The sequence below is a fragment of the Streptomyces sp. NPDC001714 genome (genome assembly GCF_042892755.1).
In the GTDB taxonomy this organism is placed as follows: domain Bacteria; phylum Actinomycetota; class Actinomycetes; order Streptomycetales; family Streptomycetaceae; genus Streptomyces.
Map to the genome: position 1 here is coordinate 221510 of NZ_JBIAUL010000004.1, position 23076 is coordinate 244585.

At 70.1% G+C, this 23076-nt stretch carries 22 protein-coding genes; 9 read left to right on the forward strand and 13 right to left on the reverse strand.

Going from position 1 to position 23076, the window contains the following annotated elements; all coding sequences use genetic code 11:
* Positions 1 to 258: 258 nt before the first annotated feature.
* Entirely contained in the window at positions 259 to 483 is a 225-nt protein-coding gene (locus tag ACFY0P_RS12640) for a zinc ribbon domain-containing protein (RefSeq protein ID WP_388910625.1), read from the forward strand.
* Here the strand turns inward: ACFY0P_RS12640 and ACFY0P_RS12645 are convergent.
* Genes ACFY0P_RS12645 through ACFY0P_RS12655 form a run of 3 tightly spaced genes read right to left on the reverse strand, consistent with a single transcriptional unit; the run spans position 480 to position 5109 of the window.
* Positions 480 to 1292, reverse strand: a complete 813-nt coding sequence (locus tag ACFY0P_RS12645; RefSeq protein ID WP_388910628.1) for an HAD family hydrolase — start codon at positions 1290 to 1292, stop codon at positions 480 to 482. The two genes, ACFY0P_RS12640 and ACFY0P_RS12645, sit on opposite strands and share 4 nt — an antisense overlap.
* Positions 1292 to 3907: a phosphoribosyltransferase gene (locus tag ACFY0P_RS12650; protein WP_388910631.1), complete on the reverse strand. Its 2616-nt coding sequence runs from the start codon at positions 3905 to 3907 to the stop codon at positions 1292 to 1294. The genes ACFY0P_RS12645 and ACFY0P_RS12650 overlap by 1 nt, the downstream gene beginning before the upstream one ends.
* A gap of 29 nt (positions 3908 to 3936) precedes the next feature.
* Positions 3937 to 5109, reverse strand: a complete 1173-nt coding sequence (locus ACFY0P_RS12655) for an HpcH/HpaI aldolase/citrate lyase family protein (protein WP_388910634.1) — start codon at positions 5107 to 5109, stop codon at positions 3937 to 3939.
* A 176-nt stretch (positions 5110 to 5285) separates the two neighbouring features.
* On the opposite strand from ACFY0P_RS12655, the gene ACFY0P_RS12660 reads away from it, so the two are divergent.
* Complete coding sequence (locus ACFY0P_RS12660; protein WP_388910637.1) at positions 5286 to 6071, forward strand: TerD family protein; 786 nt, start codon at positions 5286 to 5288, stop codon at positions 6069 to 6071.
* Positions 6072 to 6199: 128 nt separating this feature from the next.
* Here the strand turns inward: ACFY0P_RS12660 and ACFY0P_RS12665 are convergent, their stop codons facing one another.
* From ACFY0P_RS12665 to ACFY0P_RS12690, 6 genes are all read right to left on the reverse strand, one after another.
* Positions 6200 to 6934, reverse strand: a complete 735-nt coding sequence (locus ACFY0P_RS12665; protein ID WP_388910640.1) for a Tellurium resistance — start codon at positions 6932 to 6934, stop codon at positions 6200 to 6202.
* Between the two features lie 120 nt (positions 6935 to 7054).
* Positions 7055 to 8200 carry a DUF475 domain-containing protein gene (locus ACFY0P_RS12670; RefSeq protein WP_388910642.1) on the reverse strand — a complete coding sequence of 382 codons (1146 nt, stop codon included), beginning with the start codon at positions 8198 to 8200 and terminating at the stop codon, positions 7055 to 7057.
* Positions 8201 to 8330: 130 nt separating this feature from the next.
* On the reverse strand, positions 8331 to 8906 hold the full coding sequence (locus ACFY0P_RS12675; RefSeq protein ID WP_093503514.1) for a TerD family protein: 576 nt from the start codon (positions 8904 to 8906) through the stop codon (positions 8331 to 8333).
* 118 nt (positions 8907 to 9024) lie between these two features.
* On the reverse strand, positions 9025 to 9600 hold the full coding sequence (locus tag ACFY0P_RS12680) for a TerD family protein (protein ID WP_093503512.1): 576 nt from the start codon (positions 9598 to 9600) through the stop codon (positions 9025 to 9027).
* Between the two features lie 160 nt (positions 9601 to 9760).
* Positions 9761 to 10219, reverse strand: a complete 459-nt coding sequence (locus ACFY0P_RS12685) for a peroxiredoxin (RefSeq protein WP_388910645.1) — start codon at positions 10217 to 10219, stop codon at positions 9761 to 9763.
* 117 nt (positions 10220 to 10336) lie between these two features.
* The gene (locus ACFY0P_RS12690; protein ID WP_207921612.1) at positions 10337 to 10774 is read right to left on the reverse strand and encodes a DUF3052 domain-containing protein; all 438 of its coding nucleotides are present in this window, start codon (positions 10772 to 10774) and stop codon (positions 10337 to 10339) included.
* A gap of 431 nt (positions 10775 to 11205) precedes the next feature.
* On the opposite strand from ACFY0P_RS12690, the gene aceE reads away from it, so the two are divergent.
* Positions 11206 to 13953 carry a pyruvate dehydrogenase (acetyl-transferring), homodimeric type gene (aceE, locus tag ACFY0P_RS12695; protein WP_388910648.1) on the forward strand — a complete coding sequence of 916 codons (2748 nt, stop codon included), beginning with the start codon at positions 11206 to 11208 and terminating at the stop codon, positions 13951 to 13953.
* A gap of 112 nt (positions 13954 to 14065) precedes the next feature.
* Positions 14066 to 14914 (forward strand): potassium channel family protein, encoded by an 849-nt coding sequence (locus ACFY0P_RS12700; protein WP_388910651.1) that lies wholly within the window; start codon positions 14066 to 14068, stop codon positions 14912 to 14914.
* Positions 14915 to 15087: 173 nt separating this feature from the next.
* On the opposite strand, the gene ACFY0P_RS12705 is transcribed toward ACFY0P_RS12700, so the two are convergent.
* The gene (locus ACFY0P_RS12705; protein ID WP_388911457.1) at positions 15088 to 15381 is read right to left on the reverse strand and encodes a small hydrophobic protein; all 294 of its coding nucleotides are present in this window, start codon (positions 15379 to 15381) and stop codon (positions 15088 to 15090) included.
* Positions 15382 to 15628: 247 nt separating this feature from the next.
* Positions 15629 to 17248, reverse strand: a complete 1620-nt coding sequence (locus tag ACFY0P_RS12710) for an MFS transporter (protein ID WP_388910654.1) — start codon at positions 17246 to 17248, stop codon at positions 15629 to 15631.
* A 66-nt stretch (positions 17249 to 17314) separates the two neighbouring features.
* Here ACFY0P_RS12710 and ACFY0P_RS12715 point away from each other — a divergent pair, with 66 nt between their 5' ends.
* From ACFY0P_RS12715 to ACFY0P_RS12725, 3 genes are all read left to right on the forward strand, one after another.
* Entirely contained in the window at positions 17315 to 17941 is a 627-nt protein-coding gene (locus tag ACFY0P_RS12715) for a TetR family transcriptional regulator (RefSeq protein ID WP_388910656.1), read from the forward strand.
* Between the two features lie 103 nt (positions 17942 to 18044).
* A complete protein-coding gene (locus ACFY0P_RS12720) occupies positions 18045 to 19262 on the forward strand; it encodes an alpha/beta hydrolase (protein WP_388910659.1) in 1218 nt (405 codons plus the stop codon).
* Positions 19263 to 19329: 67 nt separating this feature from the next.
* Positions 19330 to 20181: a DUF4429 domain-containing protein gene (locus ACFY0P_RS12725; RefSeq protein ID WP_388910661.1), complete on the forward strand. Its 852-nt coding sequence runs from the start codon at positions 19330 to 19332 to the stop codon at positions 20179 to 20181.
* A 69-nt stretch (positions 20182 to 20250) separates the two neighbouring features.
* Here the strand turns inward: ACFY0P_RS12725 and ACFY0P_RS12730 are convergent, their stop codons facing one another.
* A complete protein-coding gene (locus ACFY0P_RS12730; protein WP_388910663.1) occupies positions 20251 to 20718 on the reverse strand; it encodes a MerR family transcriptional regulator in 468 nt (155 codons plus the stop codon).
* A 97-nt stretch (positions 20719 to 20815) separates the two neighbouring features.
* Between ACFY0P_RS12730 and ACFY0P_RS12735 the strand changes: the two genes are divergently transcribed.
* Complete coding sequence (locus ACFY0P_RS12735) at positions 20816 to 21286, forward strand: GNAT family N-acetyltransferase (protein WP_388910666.1); 471 nt, start codon at positions 20816 to 20818, stop codon at positions 21284 to 21286.
* Between the two features lie 19 nt (positions 21287 to 21305).
* On the forward strand, positions 21306 to 22130 hold the full coding sequence (locus ACFY0P_RS12740; protein ID WP_388910669.1) for a serine hydrolase domain-containing protein: 825 nt from the start codon (positions 21306 to 21308) through the stop codon (positions 22128 to 22130).
* 222 nt (positions 22131 to 22352) lie between these two features.
* Here the strand turns inward: ACFY0P_RS12740 and ACFY0P_RS12745 are convergent, their stop codons facing one another.
* Positions 22353 to 23006 (reverse strand): pirin family protein, encoded by a 654-nt coding sequence (locus ACFY0P_RS12745; protein WP_388911460.1) that lies wholly within the window; start codon positions 23004 to 23006, stop codon positions 22353 to 22355.
* Between the last annotated feature and the right edge of the window lie 70 nt (positions 23007 to 23076).

Below are 23076 nucleotides of genomic sequence, written 5' to 3' on the forward strand. Positions count from 1 at the left end.
TGCGTCCGTCACGACTGCGTCTCCCCTCGCACTCGGTCTTGCGCGCGCAGGTAGACACGACGGGTGGCAGGGCCGCGGCGGGCGCGGCGCTTCGAGCCCCCCTCTTCCCCCGGTCTTTTGGCTCCTCGCGGCCAGCTCAAATTATCAGCGATCTTTTCAATATCTCCGCACAAGTATCGGACAGAAAGGAACACTCATGAAATTCTGAGGTGCAGTGATGCCCGTCACTCCCGCGTCGCTGCCGCTAGCCTGTCCCTCATGCCCCGCTACGAGTACCGCTGCCGCACCTGCGGCGACACTTTCGAACTGTCCCGCCCCATGGCCGAGTCATCGGCTCCGGCAGCATGCCCGGAGGGACATCAAGACACGGTAAAGCTCTTGTCGACGGTGGCGGTGGGGGGCACGGCGGCCGCGCCCGCCGCCGGCTCCGGCGCCCCCGCCGGCTCCGGTGGGGGCTGTTGCGGCGGCGGTTGCTGCGGCTAACCCGCGGTACGGACCGCCGTCAGGAATTCCCGCAGGATCCGCTCACCGGCAACCACTCCCCGCTCCGGAAGCGCGGCAATGGCCGGCCCGGTCCACCCGGCGTCGGCCAACTCCCCGTGCCCCGGCCGCCAGCCGCGGTCCGCGGCCAGCAACAGGTCGGCGTCCAGCAGGGAGTCACCGGCGGCCAGCGTCGACTCGGCCCCGGTCCTGCGCGCGACCTCCCGCATGGCCGCGCTCTTCGTCAGCGGTTTCGGCACGGCGTAGATCTTCCGCCCCTGCAACGACACCGTCCAGCCGCGGTTCTCCGCCCACACCGCGAGGCTCTTCACCCACTCCTCGGGCAGCAGCTCCCGCTCCACGACCAGGTAGGCGAACAGGTCCTCGGCGACCCGCTGCTTGCGCAGCCACAGCGGATCCGCGTGCTCCGCCAGATACGCCCGCACCTCGTCCAGCGGCGCGCACTCGTCGGCCAGCCGCGCCAGCACCCGCGCGTGCCAGTCCCCGTCGGACACCCCGTCGACCAGCAGGTGTCCGCCGTTGGCACAGATGGCGTACCTCGGCGCGGGCCCCGGCAGGTTGATCCGCTCGTACTGCTTGCGGGTCCGCGTGGTCGTCGGCACGAAGACCGCCGCGTCCCCCAGCTCGGTCAGCAACTGCGCGGCCGTCTCCGTCAGGTAGGACAGCGGCCTGGCCTCGTGCACCTCGACGCAGAGCAGCCGGGGCGCCCGCGCGTCCGGCATGGTCAGCGCCAGGGCACCGGCCGAGTAGATGAGCGTACGGTCGAGGTCGCTCGCGACGAGCACCGCCATCAGACGTTCACCGCCCGGCCGTCGGCGCCGGTCGCCCCGCGCGTGTACTTGGGGTGGATCAACCCGACACAGGTGTACGGCAGTTCACCGACCTCCTCCACCGGTACCCCTCTCTGCTCCGCAAGCAGCCGCACATGGTCGAGGTCGGCCCCCGCCCCGGCCCGCGCGAGGATCTTCCACGGCACCCGGCGCAGCAGCACCCGGGTGGTCTCGCCGACACCGGGCTTGACGAGGTTCACGTCGTGGATGCCGTACTCCTCGCTGATCCGCTCGACGGCCGCCCAGCCCTCCCAGGTCGGTGTGCGATCGGCGACGGCCAGCTCCTTCACGGCCGCGTCCACCGCGTCCACGACCTCCGTGAACCGCGCCGCGACCGCGTCGAGGAAGGCCACCGACACGTCGGCCCCGGCCAGCTCGCGGTAGAACTTCGCGCCGTGGAAGTCGTCGGGACCGACCAGGTCCGCCCGCAGCACGGTGCGTGAGATCAGCCCGGAGACGGTCGAGTTGAGGCACGCGGAGGGGATCAGGTAGTCCTCCCGGGTGCCGTACGTCCGCACGCACGACCCCGGATCGGCGAGTACCGCGATCTCCGGGTCGAACCCGCTGACGCCCGACCGCGCCTCGAACTCCTCGACCGCGTCGGCCAGTTCCCGGGTGATCGCGCCCTTGCCGGTCCAGCCGTCCACGAAGACGACGTCCCGCGGGTCGTGGTGCGCGGCCAGCCAGCGCAGCGCGTTCGCGTCGATGCCGCGGCCGCGCACGATCGACACGGCGTAGTGCGGCAGGTCGACGCCGTACCGGAACTGCGCCCAGCGGCGCATCAGCACGCCCACCGGGGTGCCGGCCCGCGCCAGCGACACCAGCACCGGGCGCGGCGACCGTTCGGCCAGCACGGTCTCGGTGACCACCCCGACCGCTTCCGCGAGCCGCGCCGCCGAGGTCTCCAGGGCCGCGTGGAAGAGGGCCTGGTACTGCTCGCTCGGCTGGTACTCCACCGGCAGCGACTCGGCGTAGTGCGCGCCGCCGCTCTGGATCGCCTCCTCGCGCTCCTCGGTCGGCGCCTCCAGCGTGACGTCCGAGAGGTCCTGGAGCAGCCAGCCGACGTCCTCCGGCGGATACGAGGAGAAGGCGGGGCCGCGGAGGGGCTCGGGCAGCATGGCGGGGCTCTCTTCGGGTAGCGCGGGGACGTACGACGGTACAACCGCGAGCAGGACGTGCGGGGCATGCGCGCCGAGCCGGTCCAGGAGGCCGTCGGCGGCGTGCAGTTCGGGGGTGTCGCCGGCCGAGTCGACGAACAGGACGACGGCGTCGAAGCCGGCGCCGGCGACGTTGTACGCGTAGCGCTCGCCGGGGCCGTCGGCGGGGTTGTCGTGGGCCGGGAAGACGAGGCGGCTGCGGATGGCGTAGCCGGGGTCGTCGACGGCCAGGACGGGCGAGCGGGTGGTGGTGGAGTACCGCACCTCTGCGGCCACCAGGGCCTCCAGCTCGCGGGCGATTCTGAGGGGGGCGTACATCAGCTCCTCGAAGCCGAGGGTGAGCACGCGGCGGGCGTCGGGGGGCAGGGATTCGGCGAGCCTCGCGGCCATGAGGGGGAGGGCCGACTCCAGGCGTCTGCGGTGGGCCGGGGTGAAGCCGTGCCGCCCGCCGTCGGGGAGGCCGTGCGGCCAGTGCAGGTCGATGCGGGTGAGGTGGGGGGTGGTGCGGTTGTCGGTCGTCTGCGGGCCGGTGGGGGCTGGTCGCGCCCACGCGGCGTCAGCCGCAGATTCAACACGGCCCCGCGCCCCCGGGTGGGTGGACTGGGAGTCGGCCTCAAGGGCAACGCCCTGCGGGGGCGCGGGGAACTGCGCGACCGGCCCGGACGGCGCCGCACCCGTCCGCTCACCCTTCGCGGCACTCTCTTCGTACCGCGCCACCAGTTCCTGTCCCTTTTCCAGGACACCCTCGGGCAGCTTCACCGTCCCCGAAGCCGCCGCCACCAGGTCCACCCTGGCGCCGATCTCCTCGGCGAACGACGTCAGCCGCCCCGCGTCCGCCGCCGAGCGCATATCCACCAGAGCCACCACGACGTAACGTTTCCGCGGATAACGGGCGTGCAGGTCCCTGATCGTGTTCAGGACCGTGTTGCCGGTCGAGAACTCGTCGTCGACGAGGACCAGGGGGCCGTCGCCGGAGAGCAGGGCGGGATCCTCGGGCAGGAGCAGGTGGGACGTCGCGTGGGAGTGGGACTCCTCGAAGCCGCCGGCCGGGGTCACCCCGGGGACCGGGCGGCGGGTGGAGTGGAGGTAGGGAGCGAGGCCGATGCCGTCGGCCACCGCATGTCCGAGGCCCGTGGCCGTCTCGGCGTAGCCCAGGACGACCGACTGCCCGGCCTCCGCCTCGCCGAGCAGGTCACGTACCCGTCGGCCGAGGGCGAAGCCATGCCCGTACACCAAGGACGGCGACTGCGGTACGTGCTTGCCGAGCACGTTGGAGACCAGGAGGTGGGCCCGCCTGGGGTTGCGGCGCAGGGCGAGGCCGAGGAGGGCCGTCAGGCCGTCGTCGCCCACGAGTTCGACGCCGAGCCGCTCGGCGACCCAGCTGCCGGACCAGACCCCGTTGTTCGCTGCGATGTTCATGGGTTCCCTGTGTCGTCCCGTAGCGCCCGTCAATCCGGTATCCCGGCGGCGAGCAGCTCCACGAAGCCGACGTCCTCGTTGGCCACGCCGAACACCTCGGCGCGGAGCATGGTCCGCTCGGCCCAGGCGCGGTGCGGTTTCACCTCGTTCATCTTGTTCGTGTAGGCCGAGCGAAGTACACCTCCGCCGCCGCGTTCCGGCCGCAGGATGTCCTGGGCGTCGGAGAACTCCTCGTGACTGACGACGGACAGCGCGTGCACGGGGATGACGTGGGACGGGTGGATGCAGGTCTTGCCGAGCAGCCCGTTGGCCTGGTCGAGGGAGATCTCTCTCAGCAGGCCGTCCATGGCGTGCTCGATGAGCCGGTTGCGCAGTTCCACGGCCTGCTCCTCCAGGAAGGGACTGGTCCGCAGCATCGGCTTGAACATGCGCTCGGGAACCCGGAAGTACTCCCACACCGGCCCGGTCACCGTGAACCCGGTGCCGTCGGCCCGGCCCAGCATGTTCACCACGTCGGCGATGACGGAGGCGATGATCTGCACGTCGTAGGCGGTCATGTCGGGGGCCCGGCGCAGCCCGTAGGAGGAGCAGAAGTCGGTCACCCCGAGGCGCAGCGCCAGCACCTTGTCGCGGTACTTGTCGACGGCGCGGGCGATGCCCTCCAGGGCGTCCACGCGCGTCTCCCGGTACATCAGCTCGGGCGTCTCCAGGACGGGCATGCCGAACAGCCGGCGGCCGCTGCGCAGCGCGGCGCCGTCCAGGGCCTGCAGGAAGGGGATGCCGCGCTCCTCGGTGAACTTCGGGAACACGAATCCGGACAGCAGCGACACGCTCGCGCCCAGCCGTCGGACCAGGTCGGGGATCTGCTCGGGCTCCCGCACCCGGATGAAGAGCAGCGGCAGCTCCGCGCCGGCCCGCTCCCGCGCGGCCAGGTCGGCGAACTGCCGGACGAGGTTCTCCTCGCCGGCCTCCACGTCCTCGTCGCCGATGGAGTCCTCCAGGCACAGCACCATCGAGACCACGCCGAGTCCCGCCTGCTTGACGATGTCGTCGGCGAGCCGCGGCCGGGTGGCCGGGCTGTACAGCGTGGCGCCCAGGGCCGCGGAGAGCAGCCGGGCCGGGGAGTCGGCGGTGAACTCGCACGGCTCCTGATGGAAGAGGCGCTGCCGCACCTGAGGTGCGATGTGCCCGAAATGACGCATAGAACTCCCCCGTGGCGTGGGCCGAGCCTGTGAAATTGGTAAAGGGTGGCCGGTAATAGTACGTACAAAGCCATGTCGGGGGTTCCCGCCGGGCATGAACTTCAGGTAACCCGCCTGTGTCGGGCGCGAAGCCCCCCGCGTTGTCGTGACCAGGACCGAGAGGGCAGGATGACCGCATGACGCACGCGATGCTGAAGGGGTCGAACGTCCCCGTGGAAGCCACCACGGTCCGGGCCGTGCTGCGCTGGACGCCCGGGCAGGGAGTTCCGGACGTCGACGCCTCGGCGCTGCTCCTCGGCCCCGACGGACGTGTGCGCTCCGACGAGGACTTCGTCTTCTACAACCAGCCCCGGCACCCCTCCGGGAAGGTCTGGCGGCTCGGCAAGAAGCGGGTGGCCGAAGGCCTCACCGACACGATCCAGACAGATCTCCCCGGTGTCGAGCCCAACGTCGGCCGAATCCTCCTGGTCGCATCGGCGGACGGCATCCCGTTCGAACACGTACCCGCCCTGCGCATCCTGCTGTACGACGCCTCGGCTCCCGACGCCGAACCGCTGGCCCACTTCGACATCAAGCCGGAGACCGGTGCGGAGACGGCCCTGATCTGCGGCGAGCTGTACCGCAGAGGCGAGGGCTGGAAGTTCCGGGCGCTCGGCGAGGGCTACAGCAACGGCCTGAAGGGCCTGGCCACGGACTTCGGCATCTCGGTGGACGAGTCCGAGCCGATGGAGGAGCCTTCGGCGTCCCTCCCGCTCCCGCCCGAGCAGCCGACGTCAGTACCCACCCAGCCGGCGTACGGCTACCCCCAGCCGGCCACCTACGCCTACCCGCAGCCCGCCTACACCCAGCAACAGCCCCAGTCGGGCTACGGCTACCCGCCCCCGGCCCCGATCCCGGTGGCGACGGTCCCGAACGCGGACTTCCGGCTGCCTCCCCAAGGGCCGCAATTCATCGGACGCTGAGGACGCCAACCTGCTTCTAGGGGCGCTGGGGGTGCCCCCGGCCGAAGGCTGGGGGAGGAACTGCGCGACCAGCCACACACGGCCTGCAGTCGCGCACTCACAGGACAACCTCACCCCCCGTAGGCGAACTAACGCTCCGCCGTCTTGTAACCCCGCCCCCACTGCAACCCCCACCCGTACAACCGGTCCAGCTCCCCCTGGAACCCGTACACGAACTTCACCTCACGCCGGACGACCAGCTCCCCCTTCACGTTCTCGATCAGCACCACCGCACACGACCGGGCCTGCGGATGCCGTTCGTCGAGGCCTATCTCGATCCGCGGCCCGTTGCTCGGGTACAGCGTGACGATCGCGTGGGTGCGGTCGAACGCCGGCGTCTGGTCGTAGATGTACACGAACACCAGCAGCCGTTTGATGTCGTCCCGGTGGTCGAGGTTCACGTACATCGTCTCGCCGGACGCCGAGCCGAACCGGTCGTCGCCGCTGAGCTTGACGTACGGCGGGGCGTTCACGTCCCCGAGCAGGCCGCCCAGCGGCTGGACGACCCCCTTCGTCCCGTCGGCCAGCTCGTACAGCGCCCCGAGGTCGAGGTCGACGTTGACCATGCTCTGCCCGTGCCCGGTCACCTCCGGCGGCCTGAACGCCTTGAAGGGGTGGCGCAGCAGACTCGTGCGCTGTTCACCGTCGAAGTCGGACGTCCGCATCCGCCAGCTCAGGTTGATCCGCAGGTTGCCGGTGGCAGCGCCCTGCTTGGTGAGGGACACCTGCTGGTGCCGCCTGGTGAGCTCGATGGAGTTGGACGCGGCGCTGCCCGAGTCGAACTCGGCCGCCTTCCCGCCCAGCAGCCCGTCGAAGAAACCCATTCCCGCCCCCAGTAGCTCCTGTCAACGCCTCAGGGCGGCCGACCGGGTCGGCCGCCCTGAACAGAGCGTTCCTCGTGGAGGAGGGCGCCACACCCTCCGTTTTCGGCCCGGCGAGCCGGTTCAGACTCCGGACGGGACCTCAGTCTTGTCGTCCGACCCCGCTTTTCCCTCGGCTTCCGCCAGCCGCTGGTTGCGCCGCACGGAGGACCAGAACGACCAGCCGATCAGGACGACGCCGACCAGACCGGTGATGACCTCGTTGATCTCGTACTGGATGGTGACCATCAGGATCACGGCCAGCGCGCCGATGGCGTAGTGGGCGCCGTGCTCCAGGTAGACGTAGTCGTCCAGGGTGCCCTGGCGGACCAGGTACACGGTGAGCGAACGGACGTACATCGCGCCGATGCCGAGGCCGAGGGCCATGAGCACGATGTCGTTGGTGATGGCGAACGCGCCGATCACGCCGTCGAAGGAGAAGGACGCGTCCAGGACCTCCAGGTAGAGGAACATGAAGAACGCGGCCTGGCCGGCCAGCAGGACAGGCGACTTCTTCTTGCCGGTGCGCTCGGCCTCTTCCTCCTCCTCGTGCTCGCGTTCCTCCTCGGCTTCGAGGCGGTCCTCGAAGAAGCCGGAGAGGCCGCCGACGATCATGTACGTGATCAGGCCGGCGATGCCGGCGATCAGGACCGTCTGCGCCTTGTCGACGTGGCCGCCGCCGTGCTGGTGGGCGTGGGTGGCGAAGGTGAAGGAGGTGATCAGCAGGACGATCAGGGCGATGCAGACCGACAGCATGTCGACCTTGCCGAGCTTGGCGAGCGGGCGCTCGATCCAGCGCAGCCACTGGATGTCCCGGTCCTCGAAGATGAAGTCCAGGAAGATCATCAGCAGGAACATGCCACCGAAGGCGGCGATCGCCGGGTGGGCGTCGGTGACCAGTTCCTGGTAGCGGTCCTTGTTGTTGAGCGCGAGGTCGACGGCCTCGATGGGGCCCATCTTGGCGGTGATCGCGACGATGACGACCGGGAAGACCAGCCGCATGCCGAAGACCGCGATGAGGACGCCGACCGTGAGGAAGATCTTCTGCCAGAAGGCGTTCATCTTCTTCAGGATTCCGGCGTTGACGACCGCGTTGTCGAACGACAGGGAGATCTCGAGGACGGCGAGGATCGCCACGATACCGAAGGCCTCCCAGCCCCCGTAGAAGACCGCGGCGACCAGGCCGAGCGCGGTGATCGCGAACGACCAGCCGAAGGTTTTCAGAAGCACTGGTTACCCAATCGTGTGCGTACGGATCTCGCTCGCGCCGTACTCGGCTTTACCTACTGTTGACCACGAAGTGTAGAGGGCGCAGGTGTCCTACGGGTCGTTCGGGCCCCACATCCGGACTGCGAAGGCGCTAGGAGACGTTCACACCGAAGTCGAGCGCGATGCCGCGCAGCCCGGAGGCGTAGCCCTGGCCGACGGCGCGGAACTTCCATTCGCCCTGGTAGCGGTAGAGCTCGCCGAAGATCATGGCGGTCTCGGTGGAGGCGTCCTCGGACAGGTCGTAGCGGGCGAGCTCCTGGCCGTCGGCCTGGTTGACGACCCGGATGAAGGCGTTGGAGACCTGGCCGAAGGTCTGGCCGCGCTCGTCGGCCATGTGGATCGAGACCGGGAACACGATCTTGTCGCAGGTGGCCGGCACCTTGGGCAGGTCGACCAGAATCGATTCGTCGTCGCCCTCGCCCTCACCGGTGAGGTTGTCGCCGGTGTGCTCGACCGAGCCTTCCGGGCTCTTGAGCTGGTTGTAGAAGACGAACCACTCGTCGCCGAGGACCCGCCCGCCCTGGCACAGCAGTGCGCTGGCGTCCAGGTCGAAGGGGGCGCCGGTGGTGGAGCGGGCGTCCCAGCCGAGTCCGATCATGACGTTGGTGAGGTTCGGTGCGGCCTTCGAGAGGGAGACATTGCCTCCCTTGGCGAGCGTGACGCCCATGGTGATGGTCCTCCCCTAGCGGTGTTTCTCCGGTTGTCCTGCGCGTCCGGCGCCGACCGTAAACGGTGCGGCGCCGGACAGAGCGGACTTTCGAACGCCCCGGGGGCGCTCACGTGACTCAGACGTTGACGCCGAAGTCCTGGGCGATGCCGCGCAGGCCGGAGGCGTAGCCCTGGCCGATGGCACGGAACTTCCACTCGGCGCCGTTGCGGTAGAGCTCGCCGAAGACCATGGCGGTCTCGGTCGAGGCGTCCTCGGACAGGTCGTAGCGGGCGATCTCGGCGCCGCCGGCCTGGTTGACCACGCGGATGAACGCGTTGCGGACCTGGCCGAAGGACTGCTGGCGGTTGTCGGCGTCGTAGATCGACACCGGGAAGACGATCTTGTCGACGTCGGCGGGGACCGTGGCCAGGTTGACCTTGATCACCTCGTCGTCGCCCTCGCCCTCACCCGTGAGGTTGTCACCGGTGTGCTCGACCGAGCCGTCGGGGCTCTTGAGGTTGTTGAAGAAGACGAAGTTCTGGTCGCTGGCGACCTTGCCCGCCGAGTTCAGCAGGAGTGCGCTGGCGTCCAGGTCGAAGTCGGTGCCGGTGGTGGTCCGGACGTCCCAGCCCAGACCGACGAGGACCGCGGTCAGGCCGGGGGCCTCCTTCGTCAGCGATACGTTGCCGCCCTTGCTGAGGCTGACTCCCACGAGTCCTCCCATGTGTGTCCAGGGGCGGGAAGCCCCGTCGTGCTTCGGATACCGGATCAACGACTCGATCCTAGTGACGGGTTCCCGCCGCACGCAGGCCCTGGACCCCGAAGAATCACGGGGTGTCGGCCGTGCGGACCCCTAGGGGGCCGGCAGGGGGTCACAGGGCGTCGAGCGCCGTCACGTACTCGTTCAGGTCGCGGGCGTCCGGCAGGCCGTTGACCACGGTCCAGCGCACGACACCCTCCTTGTCGATGACGAAGGTGCCGCGGACGGCGCAGCCCTTGGCCTCGTCGAAGACGCCGTAGGCGCGCGAGGTCTCGCCGTGCGGCCAGAAGTCGCTCAGCAGCGGGTACTCCAGGCCCTCCTGCTCGGCGAAGACGCGCAGGGTGTGGATGGAGTCGTTGGAGACCGCCAGCAGCTGGGTGTCGCGGTCCTCGAACTTCGGCAGGTTGTCGCGCAGCTCGCACAGCTCGCCGGTGCACACGCCCGTGAAGGCGAACGGGTAGAAGAGGAGCACCACGTTCTTCTCGCCACGGAAGTCGGACAGCTTCACGGCCCGGCCGTGGTTGTCCTTGAGCTCGAAGTCGGGCGCCTTGTCGCCGACCTGGATCGCCATCGCTGCATCCCTTCGTAAGGGGCTGTTCGGGTGAGGACACCCTATGCGGCGACTCCTGCGCGGCGATCACGGCAGGCCGGTGGACGGACCGGCGCCCGGTCCGTCCACCGGCGGGGCTCAGCGCTTCTTGGCGGCGGCCTTCGGCGTGTTCAGCCGGCTTCCGTTCCAGTCCTTGCCCACGCTGACGCTCTTGGTCTGCGAGAGGCCGGCGGTCGTGACCGCCTCGCCGATGTCGCTCGGCTCGACGTAGCCGTCGCGGCCGGTCTTCGGCGTCAGCAGCAGGATCGAGCCACCTTCCTCGAGGAAGCCGAGGGCATCGACCAGCGCGTCCGTCAGGTCGCCGTCATCCTCACGGAACCAGAGCACCACGGCGTCGGCCACGTCGTCGTAGTCCTCGTCCATCAGCTCGTTGCCGATGGTCTCTTCGATGGACTCGCGGAGCTCCTGGTCGACGTCGTCGTCGTAGCCGATCTCCTGGACCACCTGGTCTGGCTGGAACCCCAGCCTGACGGCAGGGGTGGTCCGCTCCTCCGCGTGGTCCGCGGTCGCGCTCACGGGTTGCCTCCTGATCATGTCTTGGTGATGAACTCAGCCACGCGCGTGCGCGAAGCATTGGCCGTAGTCCACACGGGCGGGACGGATCGCGCAAGTACCCGGCCGTTCAGACCGCCGAAACGGTGACGATCCCGGCCGTGTCGCCGCAACTCCCGGCACCGTATCGCGGACGAGCGTGACACACACCACTCCCTTTTGCCCGCTATGTCCCTTTCGGAATCATCCTCACATACGACGGTCGAACGAGTTTGCCAAGCGCGTCACACCCCGGGCGTATCGTTGCGTTTTGGCCGGTCCCGAGTTACCTCGCGGTAGAGATGACGTGCGCAGCCCCGGGGTGGACGATGGACAGCGGTGCAGGCCAGCGCAGGGAAACAGTGAAAACAGGGAAAAACAGGGAATCAGTGCCCCTCTGACAGGTAAGGAACAGCGTGGCTTCCGGATCCGATCGCAACCCGATCATCATTGGCGGCCTTCCGAGTCAGGTTCCTGACTTCGACCCCGAGGAAACCCAGGAGTGGCTCGACTCGCTCGACGCCGCCGTGGACGAGCGCGGCCGGGAGCGGGCCCGTTATCTGATGCTCCGCCTGATCGAGCGCGCCCGCGAGCGGCGCGTCGCGGTGCCCGAGATGCGCAGCACGGACTACGTCAACACGATCCCGACCCGGGCCGAGCCGTTCTTCCCGGGCAACGAGGAGATCGAACGCAAGGTCCTGAACGCGACCCGCTGGAACGCCGCGGTGATGGTCTCCCGCGCCCAGCGCCCGGGCATCGGCGTCGGCGGCCACATCGCCACCTTCGCCTCCTCGGCGTCCCTCTACGACGTCGGCTTCAACCACTTCTTCCGCGGCAAGGACGACGGCCTCGGCGGCGACCAGGTCTTCTTCCAGGGGCACGCCTCCCCCGGCATCTACGCGCGCGCGTTCCTGCTCGACCGGCTCAGCGAGGCGCAGCTGGACGGCTTCCGCCAGGAGAAGTCGAAGTACCCGGACGGCCTCTCCAGCTACCCGCACCCGCGCTCGATGCCGGACTTCTGGGAGTTCCCCACGGTGTCGATGGGCCTCGGCCCGATCGGCGCGATCTACCAGGCGCGGATGAACCGCTACATGCACGCGCGCGGGATCGCCGACACCTCCAAGTCGCACGTCTGGGCGTTCCTCGGCGACGGCGAGATGGACGAGCCGGAGTCGCTCGGCCAGCTCTCCATCGCCGCCCGCGAGGGCCTGGACAACCTCACCTTCGTCGTCAACTGCAACCTGCAGCGGCTCGACGGCCCGGTGCGCGGCAACGGCAAGATCATCCAGGAGCTGGAGTCGGTCTTCCGGGGCGCCGGCTGGAACGTGATCAAGCTGGTCTGGGACCGCACCTGGGACCCGCTGCTCGCCCAGGACCGCGACGGCGTGCTCGTCAACAAGATGAACACGACCCCCGACGGTCAGTTCCAGACGTACGCCACCGAGTCCGGCGCCTACATCCGCGACCACTTCTTCGGTGACGACCAGCGGCTGCGCGCGATGGTCGAGCACATGACCGACGACCAGATCCTGCACCTGGGCCGCGGCGGCCACGACCACCGCAAGATCTACGCGGCGTTCAAGGCGGCCACCGAGCACCGGGGCCAGCCGACGGTCATCCTGGCCAAGACGATCAAGGGCTGGACGCTGGGCCCGAACTTCGAGGGCCGCAACGCCACGCACCAGATGAAGAAGCTGACGGTCGCCGACCTCAAGGGCTTCCGGGACCGCCTGCACCTGCCGATCTCCGACAAGGAGCTGGAGTCCGGCCTGCCGCCGTACTACCACCCGGGCCGGAACTCGGAGGAGATCCAGTACATGCACGACCGGCGCAAGGGCCTGGGCGGCTACGTCCCGACCCGCGTCGTACGCTCCAAGCCGCTCGCCCTGCCGGACGACAAGACGTACGCGACCGTGAAGAAGGGCACCGGCCAGCAGTCGATCGCCACGACGATGGCGTTCGTACGACTGCTGAAGGACCTCATGCGGGACAAGGAGCTCGGCCGCCGCTTCGTGCTGATCGCGCCGGACGAGTACCGCACCTTCGGCATGGACTCCTTCTTCCCGAGCGCGAAGATCTACAACCCGCTCGGCCAGCAGTACGAGGCGGTCGACCGCGACCTGCTGCTCGCCTACAAGGAGTCCCCGACCGGCCAGATGCTGCACGACGGCATCTCGGAGGCCGGCTGCACGGCCTCCCTGATCGCGGCCGGCTCGGCCTACGCCACGCACGGCGAGCCGCTCATCCCGGTCTACGTCTTCTACTCGATGTTCGGTTTCCAGCGCACCGGCGACCAGTTCTGGCAGATGGCCGACCAGCTGGCCCGCGGTTTCGTCCTGGGCGCGACCGCCGGCCGTACGACCCTGACCGGTGAGGGGCTCCAGCACGCCGACGGCCACTCCCAGCTGCTCGCCTCGACGAACCCCGGGTGCGTGGCGTACGACCCGGCGTACTCGTACGAGATCGCCCACATCGTCCAGGACGGCCTGCGCCGCATGTACGGCGGCGACGCCGAGCACCCGCACGGCGAGGACGTCTTCTACTACCTGACCGTCTACAACGAGCCGATCCAGCACCCGGCCGAGCCGGCCGACGTGGACGTCGAGGGCATCCTCAAGGGCGTCCACCGGATCAGCGCGGGCACATCGGGCACGGTCGCGGCGCAGATCATGGCGTCGGGCGTGGCGGTCCCGTGGGCGGTCGAGGCCCAGAAGATCCTCGCCGAGGACTGGAACGTCAAGGCCGACGTCTGGTCCGCGACCTCCTGGAACGAGCTGCGGCGCGAGGCCGTGGCCTGCGAGGAGCACAACCTGCTGCATCCGGAGGAGGAGCAGCGGGTGCCGTGGGTGACGCAGAAGCTGAGCGGCGCCGAGGGTCCGTTCGTGGCCGTGTCCGACTGGATGCGGTCGGTTCCGGACCAGATCGCGCGCTGGGTGCCGGGCACGTACCAGTCGCTGGGCGCCGACGGGTTCGGCTTCGCCGACACGCGGGGCGCGGCGCGCCGCTTCTTCCACATCGACGCGCAGTCGATCGTGGTCGCGGTGCTGACCGAGCTGGCCCGCGAGGGCAAGCTCGACCGTTCGGTGCTCAAGCAGGCCATCGACCGGTACCAGCTGCTGGACGTCGCGGCGGCGCACCCGGGTGCGGCGGGCGGCGACGCGTAGCCGCTGCGCTCGGCTTCGGCCGGGGCAGGCTGTGGGGAACTGCGGGCCGGTGGGGCTGGTCGCGCAGTTCCCCACGCCCCTTCGGGGCGCGGTTGATGCCTACGATGCCCACATGGAACGACAGTCGGCACAGGCCCGTTGGGAGCAGGTCACTCAACGGCCGTTGCTGGCGCTGGCGGTGGTCTTCGCCGTCGCCTACGCGCTGCCGATCGTGGACGGTTCCGCGGGCCATGTCCTCACCGCCGCGTGCACGGTGGCGGAGTGGGTGGTGTGGGGTTTCTTCGCCGTGGACTACCTCATACGGCTGGCTCTCGCGCCACGCCGCAAGGAGTTCGCGCGGACGCACTGGATAGACCTGTGCGCGGTGGTGCTGCCGCTGCTCCAGCCGCTGCGGCTGCTGCGGCTGGTCGCGACGCTGATGCTGGTGGGGCGGCGGGCGCGGATGGCCTCGCAGATCCGGCTGACGACGTACGTCGTCGGCGCGGTGATCGGGCTGCTGATGTTCGGGTCGCTGGCCGTGCTGTCGGTGGAGCGCGACTCACCGAACGGGAACATCCGGACACTGGGTGACGCCCTGTGGTGGTCGTTCACGACGATGACGACGGTGGGGTACGGGGACCACGCGCCGACGACGGGGCTGGGCCGGATGATCGCGGTGGGCCTGATGCTCTCCGGGATCGCCCTGCTGGGTGTGGTGACGGCGAACATCGCGACGTGGTTCATCGCACGGTTCGAGAAGGACGACGTGGAGGAGCGGCGGCAGACGGAGGCGATCGGGATGCTGACCGAGGAAGTGCGGGCGCTGCGGGCGGAGGTCGTTGCCCTGCGCGCGGGCGTTGGGGCTGAGGCCACGGCGTTGCGCTCACCGGCGCCGGCCGGGTGCCGCTGCGCCCACCCGTGCCACCTGGGGGTCCCCCGAGGCCTTTCGGGCTCTGGGGGAGGCACGACTGCCCGCAGCTGAGACCCGCTTGCGCGGGTGCCGCTTCATGGGTGGGCGCCGCCCCAGCGGCACGACCGCCCGCAGCCAAGTCGCCCCGTAAGGGGCGCTGGGGGTATCCCCGGCCGAAGGCCGGGGATACCCCCAGCCGAAGGCCGGGGGAGGAACTGCGCGAGCAACCCCCACCGGGGCGCGGGCTACAGCGGTGATACGCCACCCAGCCACAGCAGCGCCAGGAGTGTGTCGATCGCTCCCAGCACCACCGCCACCAGCGCCGGTATGGAACTCTTCGGGTTCCACGCCCGGCCCATGGAGAGCCAGCCGCACACCAGCGCCGCAGGCCCCAGCACGATCCCCAGCGTGAAGAAGCCGGCGACGGCGCAGATCGTGCCGATGATTCCCAACGTGTCGCGGTCCAGCCGGCTCCGTGAGCCTACGCGGCCACGTGAACGGGGGTACCCGCGTGTTCGCTGCCCGAAGCTCGCCATCATCAACTCCTCGGTCTCCATGACCTGTTCGGGTTGATGACCGGGTACCCCCGTTCCGCGTCCGCAGACCTGCCCGCGCGCTGCCCCCCTCCAGCAGCGCGCCGCGGCCAGCCCGTCCTCCCATGCCCTGCGGAGGACTTGACCCACTGTGACCTGCGGCGCGTGCCAAGGACGAGGAATCTTTAGCGGAGTCACCCTGATAGGCGAACTTCGCCCCCAGAAACCGGACATATCGGCCCGGCACGTTGCGCTAGATGTGACCGACGCCCGCGCCCGCGTCCGCGTTCTCGCCGCGCTTGGTGAACAGCGCGACCAGGATCGCGACCGCCGCCACCCCCGCCGCGACGAGCGAGGCGAGACTCATTCCGGAGATGAACGTGTCGTGGGCGACGTCGGAGATCTTCGCGGCGATCTCCGCGGGCGTGCCCTTGGCGACCGGCGCGACACCGACCTGGACGGCTTCCGAGGCCTGCGCCAGCTGCGCGTCGGTCAGCTTCGGCAGGCCCGCCTCGGCCCAGTTGCCCGGCAGGTCGCTGTCGACCTTGGAGGCCATCACGGCGCCGAGCACGGCCGTACCGAGGCTGCCGCCGATCTGCATCGCGGCCTGCTGGAGACCGCCGGCCACACCGGACAGCTCCATCGGCGCGTTGCCGACGATGACCTCGGTGGCGCCGACCATGACCGGCGCGAGACCGAGGCCGAGCAGCGCGAACCAGAGGGACATGAGCGCGCTGCCGGTGTCCGCCTTCAGCGTGGACATGCCGTACATGGCGATCGCGGTGGCCGCCATGCCGCCGGCCAGCGGGATGCGCGGGCCGAGCTTGGTGATCGCGGCGCCGGCCAGCGGGGAGCCGACGATCATCATGCCGGTGAGCGGGAGGAGGTGGAGGCCGGCGTCGACCGGGTCCATGCCGTGCACGTTCTGCAGATAGAAGGTCACGAAGAACAGACCGCCCATGAAGGCGATGGCCATCAGGACCATGAGCACGACGCCCGCCGAGAGCGGGACGGAGCGGAACAGGCCGAGCGGGATCAGCGGCTCCTTGACCCTCGTCTCCCAGAAGGAGAAGAGGACGAAGCCCAGCGCCGACGCGGCGATGAACGTCCACGTCCTGCCGTCGCCCCAGCCCCAGCTCGGCGCCTTGATGAGGGCCCAGACCAGGCAGAACATCGCGCCGGAGAGCAGGGCGATGCCGAGCAGGTCGAAGGAGCGCGGCGCGTTCTCCGCGCGGTGGTCGAGCAGCATCACCACGCCGAGGACCAGGGCGATCGCGCCGACCGGCACGTTGATGAAGAACACCGACTGCCAGCTGACGTGCTGGACCAGCACACCGCCGAGGATCGGGCCGCCCGCGGTGGAGGCGCCGATGACCATGCCCCAGATGCCGATCGCCATGTTGAGCTTCTCGGCCGGGAAGGTGGCCCGCAGCAGGCCGAGCGCGGCCGGCATCAGCAGCGCACCGAACAGGCCCTGGAAGACCCGGAAGGTGACGACCAGGCCGATGCTGTCGGACAGGCCGATGGCGCCGGACGCGGTGGCGAAGCCGACGACGCCGATCAGGAACGTCTGCCGGTGGCCGAAGCGGTCGCCGAGCTTGCCCGCGGTGATCAGGGACACCGCGAGGGCGAGGAAGTAACCGTTGGTGATCCACTGGACCTGGGCGAAGGTGGCACCGAGGTCCTTCTGGATCGCCGGGTTGGCGATGGCCACGATGGTGCCGTCGAGGGCGACCATCATGACCCCGACGGCGACGGTGATCAGGGTGAACCAGGGGTGGCCGCGCAGGCCGGAGGCCGGCGGCTGCTCCGGCGAGGCCGCCGGCGCCTTGTCCCCCGCCCCCGCCGCGTTGATCGTGGTCTGACTAGTCATGCGTTCGAGGCTAGTGACAGCCGCTGACAGTTGACAAACAAATTCACTAGTCAGTAACTGTCAGGCATGGAAACGCTGCGCGAACGCAAGAAACAGCGCACCCGGGACACGCTGCTGCGGTCCGCGCTCGAACTGTTCGTGACCCAGGGCTACGAGCACACCACCGTCGACGAGATCGCCGCGTCCGTCGACGTCTCGCAGCGCACCTTCTTCCGCTACTTCGCCAGCAAGGAGGACGTCGCCTTCTTCGTGCCGCGCCTCACCGAGGAGCACTACGTCGAGGCGGTGCGCCGCCGCCCGCCCGGGGAGCCTCCGCTGGAGGCGCTGCGCCGGTCGGTCATGGACAGCTGGGACACCATCGAGCAGGCCATCGAGCGGTACGTCCCGGTCGAACTGTTCCTGCGCACGTACAAGATGATCGAGGCGACCCCGGCCCTGTTCGCCGCCCGTCTGCGGCGCCAGGCGGAGACGGAGGAGGAGATCGCGCGGATCGTCGCCGAGCGGGAGGGCGTCGACCCGGACACCGACCCCCGGCCCCGGCTCGTGGTCGCCGTGTTCGGCGCGGTCATCCGGGTCACCGAACGGCACTGGTCGGTCGGCGACGACTTCAGCGTCAGGGCGATCCGCGAACTCACCGCGTCCTACCTCGATCAGGTGGGACCGGCCCTCACCGGGAACTGGCGCGAGGACTGACGCCCCATCACACGGGCCTGAGACAGGCCTCACGTTTGCCGAAACGTGATAACTGTCACTCAGTTACCGCGAGACCCCTTCGTTCTCCTAGTGTGTCCTCCCAGTGACTTCCTTCGACACCTCCCCGCCCCTCAACGTCTGGCGCGCACTGCTTGCCCTGGCCGTCGTGTTCGTGATGCTCGCGACCACCGGCTGGACCGCCCTGCGCACGCACCGCGAGACCACCGCCCTGCAGGCCTCCCTGGCCAAGTGGGAGCACGGCAGCGTCCACGGCCTGCACCTGCCGGACCCGGAGGCGTCGCCCGCGCACCTCACCCGGTTCTTCGCGTCGCTCACCGCGCAGGAGCGCGACCGGCTCGTGCACCGTTACCCGCTCGCCGTGGGCAACATGAACGGCGCCCCCGTCGAACTGCGGTACCGCGCCAACGACATCGCCCTCGACCAGCAGCGCGCCGTCGAGAAGAAACGTATGCACGACCCACGGCTCAGCGCGGCCGGGCAACAGGACGCCGGCCGTCGCATGCACCGCTACGAGGCGCTGATGGCGAAGGGCCGGCAGATCCTCGCCTTCGACCCGGACGGCAGCGGCCGGGTCGCGGAGGTGTTCGGCGACCTCACGAAGGCCGAGCGGGTCTCCGTCGTCGTCCCCGGCGTCGACACCGACCTGCTCACCTTCCAGAAGACGAACCGGCAGTACACCGCGCCGGTCGGCATGGCCAAGGCGCTGTACAAGGCGGAGCGCACGGCGAGCCCGTCGACCCGTACGGCGGTGATCGCCTGGGCCGACTACACCGCGCCCGACGGTCTCGGCGTGGCCGCGGCGACCGGGACGGCCGCCGAGCAGGGCGCCGTCCGCCTCAACGCGCTGCTGCGCGCGCTGCCCGGGGACGCGTGGGTGTCGATGTTCTGCCACAGCTACGGCTCGGTGGTCTGCGGGGTGGCCGCGCACGCCATGCCGGACCGGGTGGCCGACATAGCGGTGGCCGCGAGCCCCGGGATGCGCGTCGAGAACGCCTCCCACCTGGACACCTCGGCCCGGGTGTGGGCGATGCGGGACGCCTCCGACTGGATCCAGGACGTCCCGTATCTGGAGCTCGGCGGACTCGGCCACGGCGCCGACCCCGTCTCCTCCTCCTTCGGCGCGCGGGTGCTGTCCGCGTACGACGCCAAGGGACACGCCGGCTACTTCGAGCCGGGCACGGACAGCCTGCGCAACCTCGCGGACGTCGGGGTCGGCGCATACGGCGCGGTGACCTGCGCCCACGACGATGACGGGTGCCGGGCGGGTTTGTCCGGCACGTTGATGGCCGGACGCGCGTAGAGACAGCAGGAAGTGCGGTATGCGCGGGGATGGGACTGAGAAGCACGTGCCGCATACGATGAGCCGCATGGGTGACGTACTGGCCGGATTTCATGCCGCCTGGGAGTTCGAGTCCGACTCCGTGCTCATCCGCTACGAACGGGGGATTCGAACACCCAAGCTGTTCCAGAGCCTGGGTGAACGCCGGGTGCCGCTGGCCGCGCTGGAGGGCGTGACGCTCACGCCCGGGAAGCGGGGCACGGTGGTGCTCCGGGCCGAGCCGCGTCCTGGTGCGGATCCGCTCCTCGAGGCGGCGGCCGGGCAGTTGAAGGACGGCAGCGACCCGTACCGCCTGGTGGTCCCGGCCGAGCGGGCCACCCTCGCCGAGTACTACGCCGACGAGCTGCGACCGCTGCTCACCGCGTCCGGCCCCACGGACCGGTTTCTGGTCGCCGCGCCCGAAGGGCCCCGGCAGTTCAAGGCGTACGACGGGAAGGCGAGCTTCGACGGCAGGGCCGTGCACTTCCGCTGGTCGTGGACGGGCGCGTCGACGGCGAAGTGGAAGGCCGGCAACCAGAGCTTCGCCGTCGCCGACCTGGGGGGTGTGGAGTGGCGGTCCCCCGAGGTCTTCGAGGGACACCTACGACTGCTGCGGCGAGACCTCGCGGGGGCGGCGCCGACGGTTCCGGCCGACCAGGATCCGGCGACCGTGGTGTTCGGGCTGGGATACGGGCCGGTGCACGAGTCGTTGCCGTTCGCGGCGGCGGTGCTGGAGGCCCTGCGGGCCAAGGGGGCCGCTGCGGTGCCGGCGCCGGCGGGGCGGCGGGACCCTGCCGACATCGCGGAGCGGATCCGTCACTTGGGGGAGCTGCATCGGGCGGGGCTGGTGACCGACGAGGAGTTCGCCGCGAAGAAAGCGGAGTTGTTGGCGGAGCTTTGAGGGTGCGTTGTCGGGTGCGGGTGCGTGGGGGCTGGCCGCGCAGTTCCTCGCGCCCCTTTCAGGGGCGTTTCAGTTGCCGCCTGTCTCGTAGAAACTGATCTTCCGGTCCAGGACCGACAAGGTGTCGTGCAGCTCGGCGATGCGGGCCACGACGTCCCTCCTCGTCTGCTCCAGGAGTTCGCGGCGCTCGGGGTAGGTCGTCTCGCCTTCCCGCACCAGTTCCGCGTAGCGGACCATGTCGGCCACCGGCATGCCGGTCAGGCGGAGCTTGGTCACGAAGTCCAGCCAGTCCAGGTCGCGGTTGCTGTAGCGGCGCTGGCCGGTGTGGGAGCGGTCGATGCTGGACATCAGGCCGATCCGCTCGTACCAGCGCAGGGTGTGGGCGGTCAGACCGGTGAAGGCGACGACCTCGCTGATCGTGTACCGGTCCTGGCCCTCGGGACGCGGATGCCGCCGGGGCGGGGCGGAACAGATGTCGGCGGGTGCTCGGTCGGGCTGCTGGGTGGGGGCCGCGGTCGTGGTCTGCATCACCGTCATGCACCCACGCTATGGCCTTCGAGTGCACTCGAAGCAAGCGGAACCCGGTAAGAAATACGCGCGACGGAGGGGCCGGGCGGTGACTAGCGTGCGGGGCATGAGTCTCGTACGCCGTGCCACGGCCGAGGACGCGGCGGAAGTGCTGCGTCTGCGACAGGTGATGATCGACGCGCTGCCCGGCGGAGACAGCTCCACAGGATGGCACGCCCAGGCGCGGCCGGCGCTGGCGGAGCGGCTGGGCGAGCGGGACGGGGACTTCGCCGCGTTCGTCGTCGACCACCCGGACCGGCCGGGGGCGCTGGCGGCGCTGGTCGCCGGGACCGTCGACTACCGGATCGGCAAGGCGGGCAACCCGCACGGCCGCTCCGGGTACGTCTTCAGCGTGGCGACCGACCCGGACGCCCGCCGGCGCGGGTACGCGCGCGCGTGCATGGAGGAGCTGCTGGCCTGGTTCCGCGAGCGGGGCGCGGGGCAGGTCATGCTGACCGCGTCCGCGGAGGCCGAGCCGCTCTACGCCGCGCTCGGCTTCGTCCACAAGCCGGACCCCACGATGATGCTGCGGCTCTGAGCCGCTTAGGGTCGTAGGCATGTCCTTGAACAGCCTCGCGTCGATCGAGAACTGGCCCGTCCCCACCGCCGCGGCGGGTGTCGTACGCACCGACGGGACGGTCCTCGGGACCCATGGGCCGGTCGGACACCGCTTCCCGCTGGCCTCCGTCACCAAGCCGCTGGCGGCGTACGCGGTGCTCGTCGCGTACGAGGAGGGGGCGGTCGAGCTCGACGAGCCGGCGGGGCCGCAGGGGGCGACGGTACGGCACCTGCTCGCGCACACCTCGGGGCTGGCCTTCGACGAACACCGGGTCATGGCGCCGCCCGGGGAGCGGCGGCTGTACTCGAACGCCGGGTTCGAGGTGCTCGGGGAGCATGTCGCCAAGGCGACGGAGATGCCGTTCGACGAGTACGCGCGGCAGGCGGTGCTGGAGCCGCTGGGCATGACGTCGACGTCGCTCGAGGGGTCGCCGGCGAAGGACGGCGTGTCGTCGGTGTCGGACCTGCTGCGGTTCGCAGCCGAGCTGCAGGCGCCGCGGCTGCTGGATCCGCGGACGGTGGCGGAGGCGACGCTGAGCGTGCAGTACCCCGGGACGAAGGGTGTGTTGCCGGGGTACGGGCATCAGAACCCGAACGACTGGGGGCTGGGCTACGAGATCCGCGACTCCAAGTCGCCGCACTGGACGGGGGCTTCGTCCTCGCCGCGGACGTTCGGGCACTTCGGGCAGGCGGGCACGTTCCTGTGGGTGGACCCGGAGGCGGGGCTGGCGTGTGTCGCGCTGACGGACAGGGCGTTCGGGCCCTGGGCGATCGAGGCGTGGCCGGCGTTCACGGACGCGGTGCTGGCGGAGCTGCGAAGCTGAGGTCGGCGGGGGCGGGGGGTTCGCTTACCGGCGCATGCAGGGTGCCGCTGCGCCCACCCGTGCCGCCTGGGGTCCCCCCAGGCCTTTCGGGCTCTGGGGGAGGCACGCCTGCCCGCAGCCATGTTTTTGTCTTTTAGGGGCGCTGGGGGTACCCCCGGCCGAAGGCTGGGGGAGGAACTGCGCGAGCAACCCCCACCGGCCCGCGGCCGGCAACGGCCGTCGCTACCCCGCCATTTCCCACAGCAACACCTCCGCCTCCGAGATCCCCGACGCCTCCAAGTCCTTCGCGTCGGTGATCCGTACGGAGTCCCCCGGCCCCAACTCCTCTCCCCCCAGCCGCACATCCCCCCGCACCACGTGCACGTACACGTACGCCCCGTCCGGCACCGCCGTCCGCTCCCCCGCCCCCAGGCGGCGGACGTGGAGCATCGCGCCGGCCTCGGGGACCGCGTACGGGGTGGAGTCGGCGATGCCGCGGACGATGTCGTAGGAGGGCTCACCGCCGGGCCGCACCGGGGCCAGCCACATCTGGACGAAGGCGAGGGGCAGCGGCCCGTCGTTGCGCTCCACGTGGCGGACGCCCCCCGCCGAGCTGAGGCGCTGGACGTCCCCGTGGCGGACCACCGTCTCGTGGCCCGCCGAGTCGCGGTGGGTGAGCTCGCCCTCGACCACCCACGTCACGATCTCGGTGTGGCTGTGCGGGTGCTCGTCGAAGCCGGCGCCCGGCGCCAGCCGCTCCTCGTTGCAGGCGATGACCGCCCCGAAGCGCAGGTTGTCGGGGTCGTAGTGCGGGCCGAAGGAGAAGGCGTGCGACGACTCGATGCCGGTCGCCGGGTCGCCTCCCGGATAGCGCTGCGCCGCGCGCCTGACGTCCATCACAGCACCACGGTAGACCGCAGTCGGCACCCGGCGGCGCAGGCTCCCGTCCGGATAAGGCAGTCTTGTC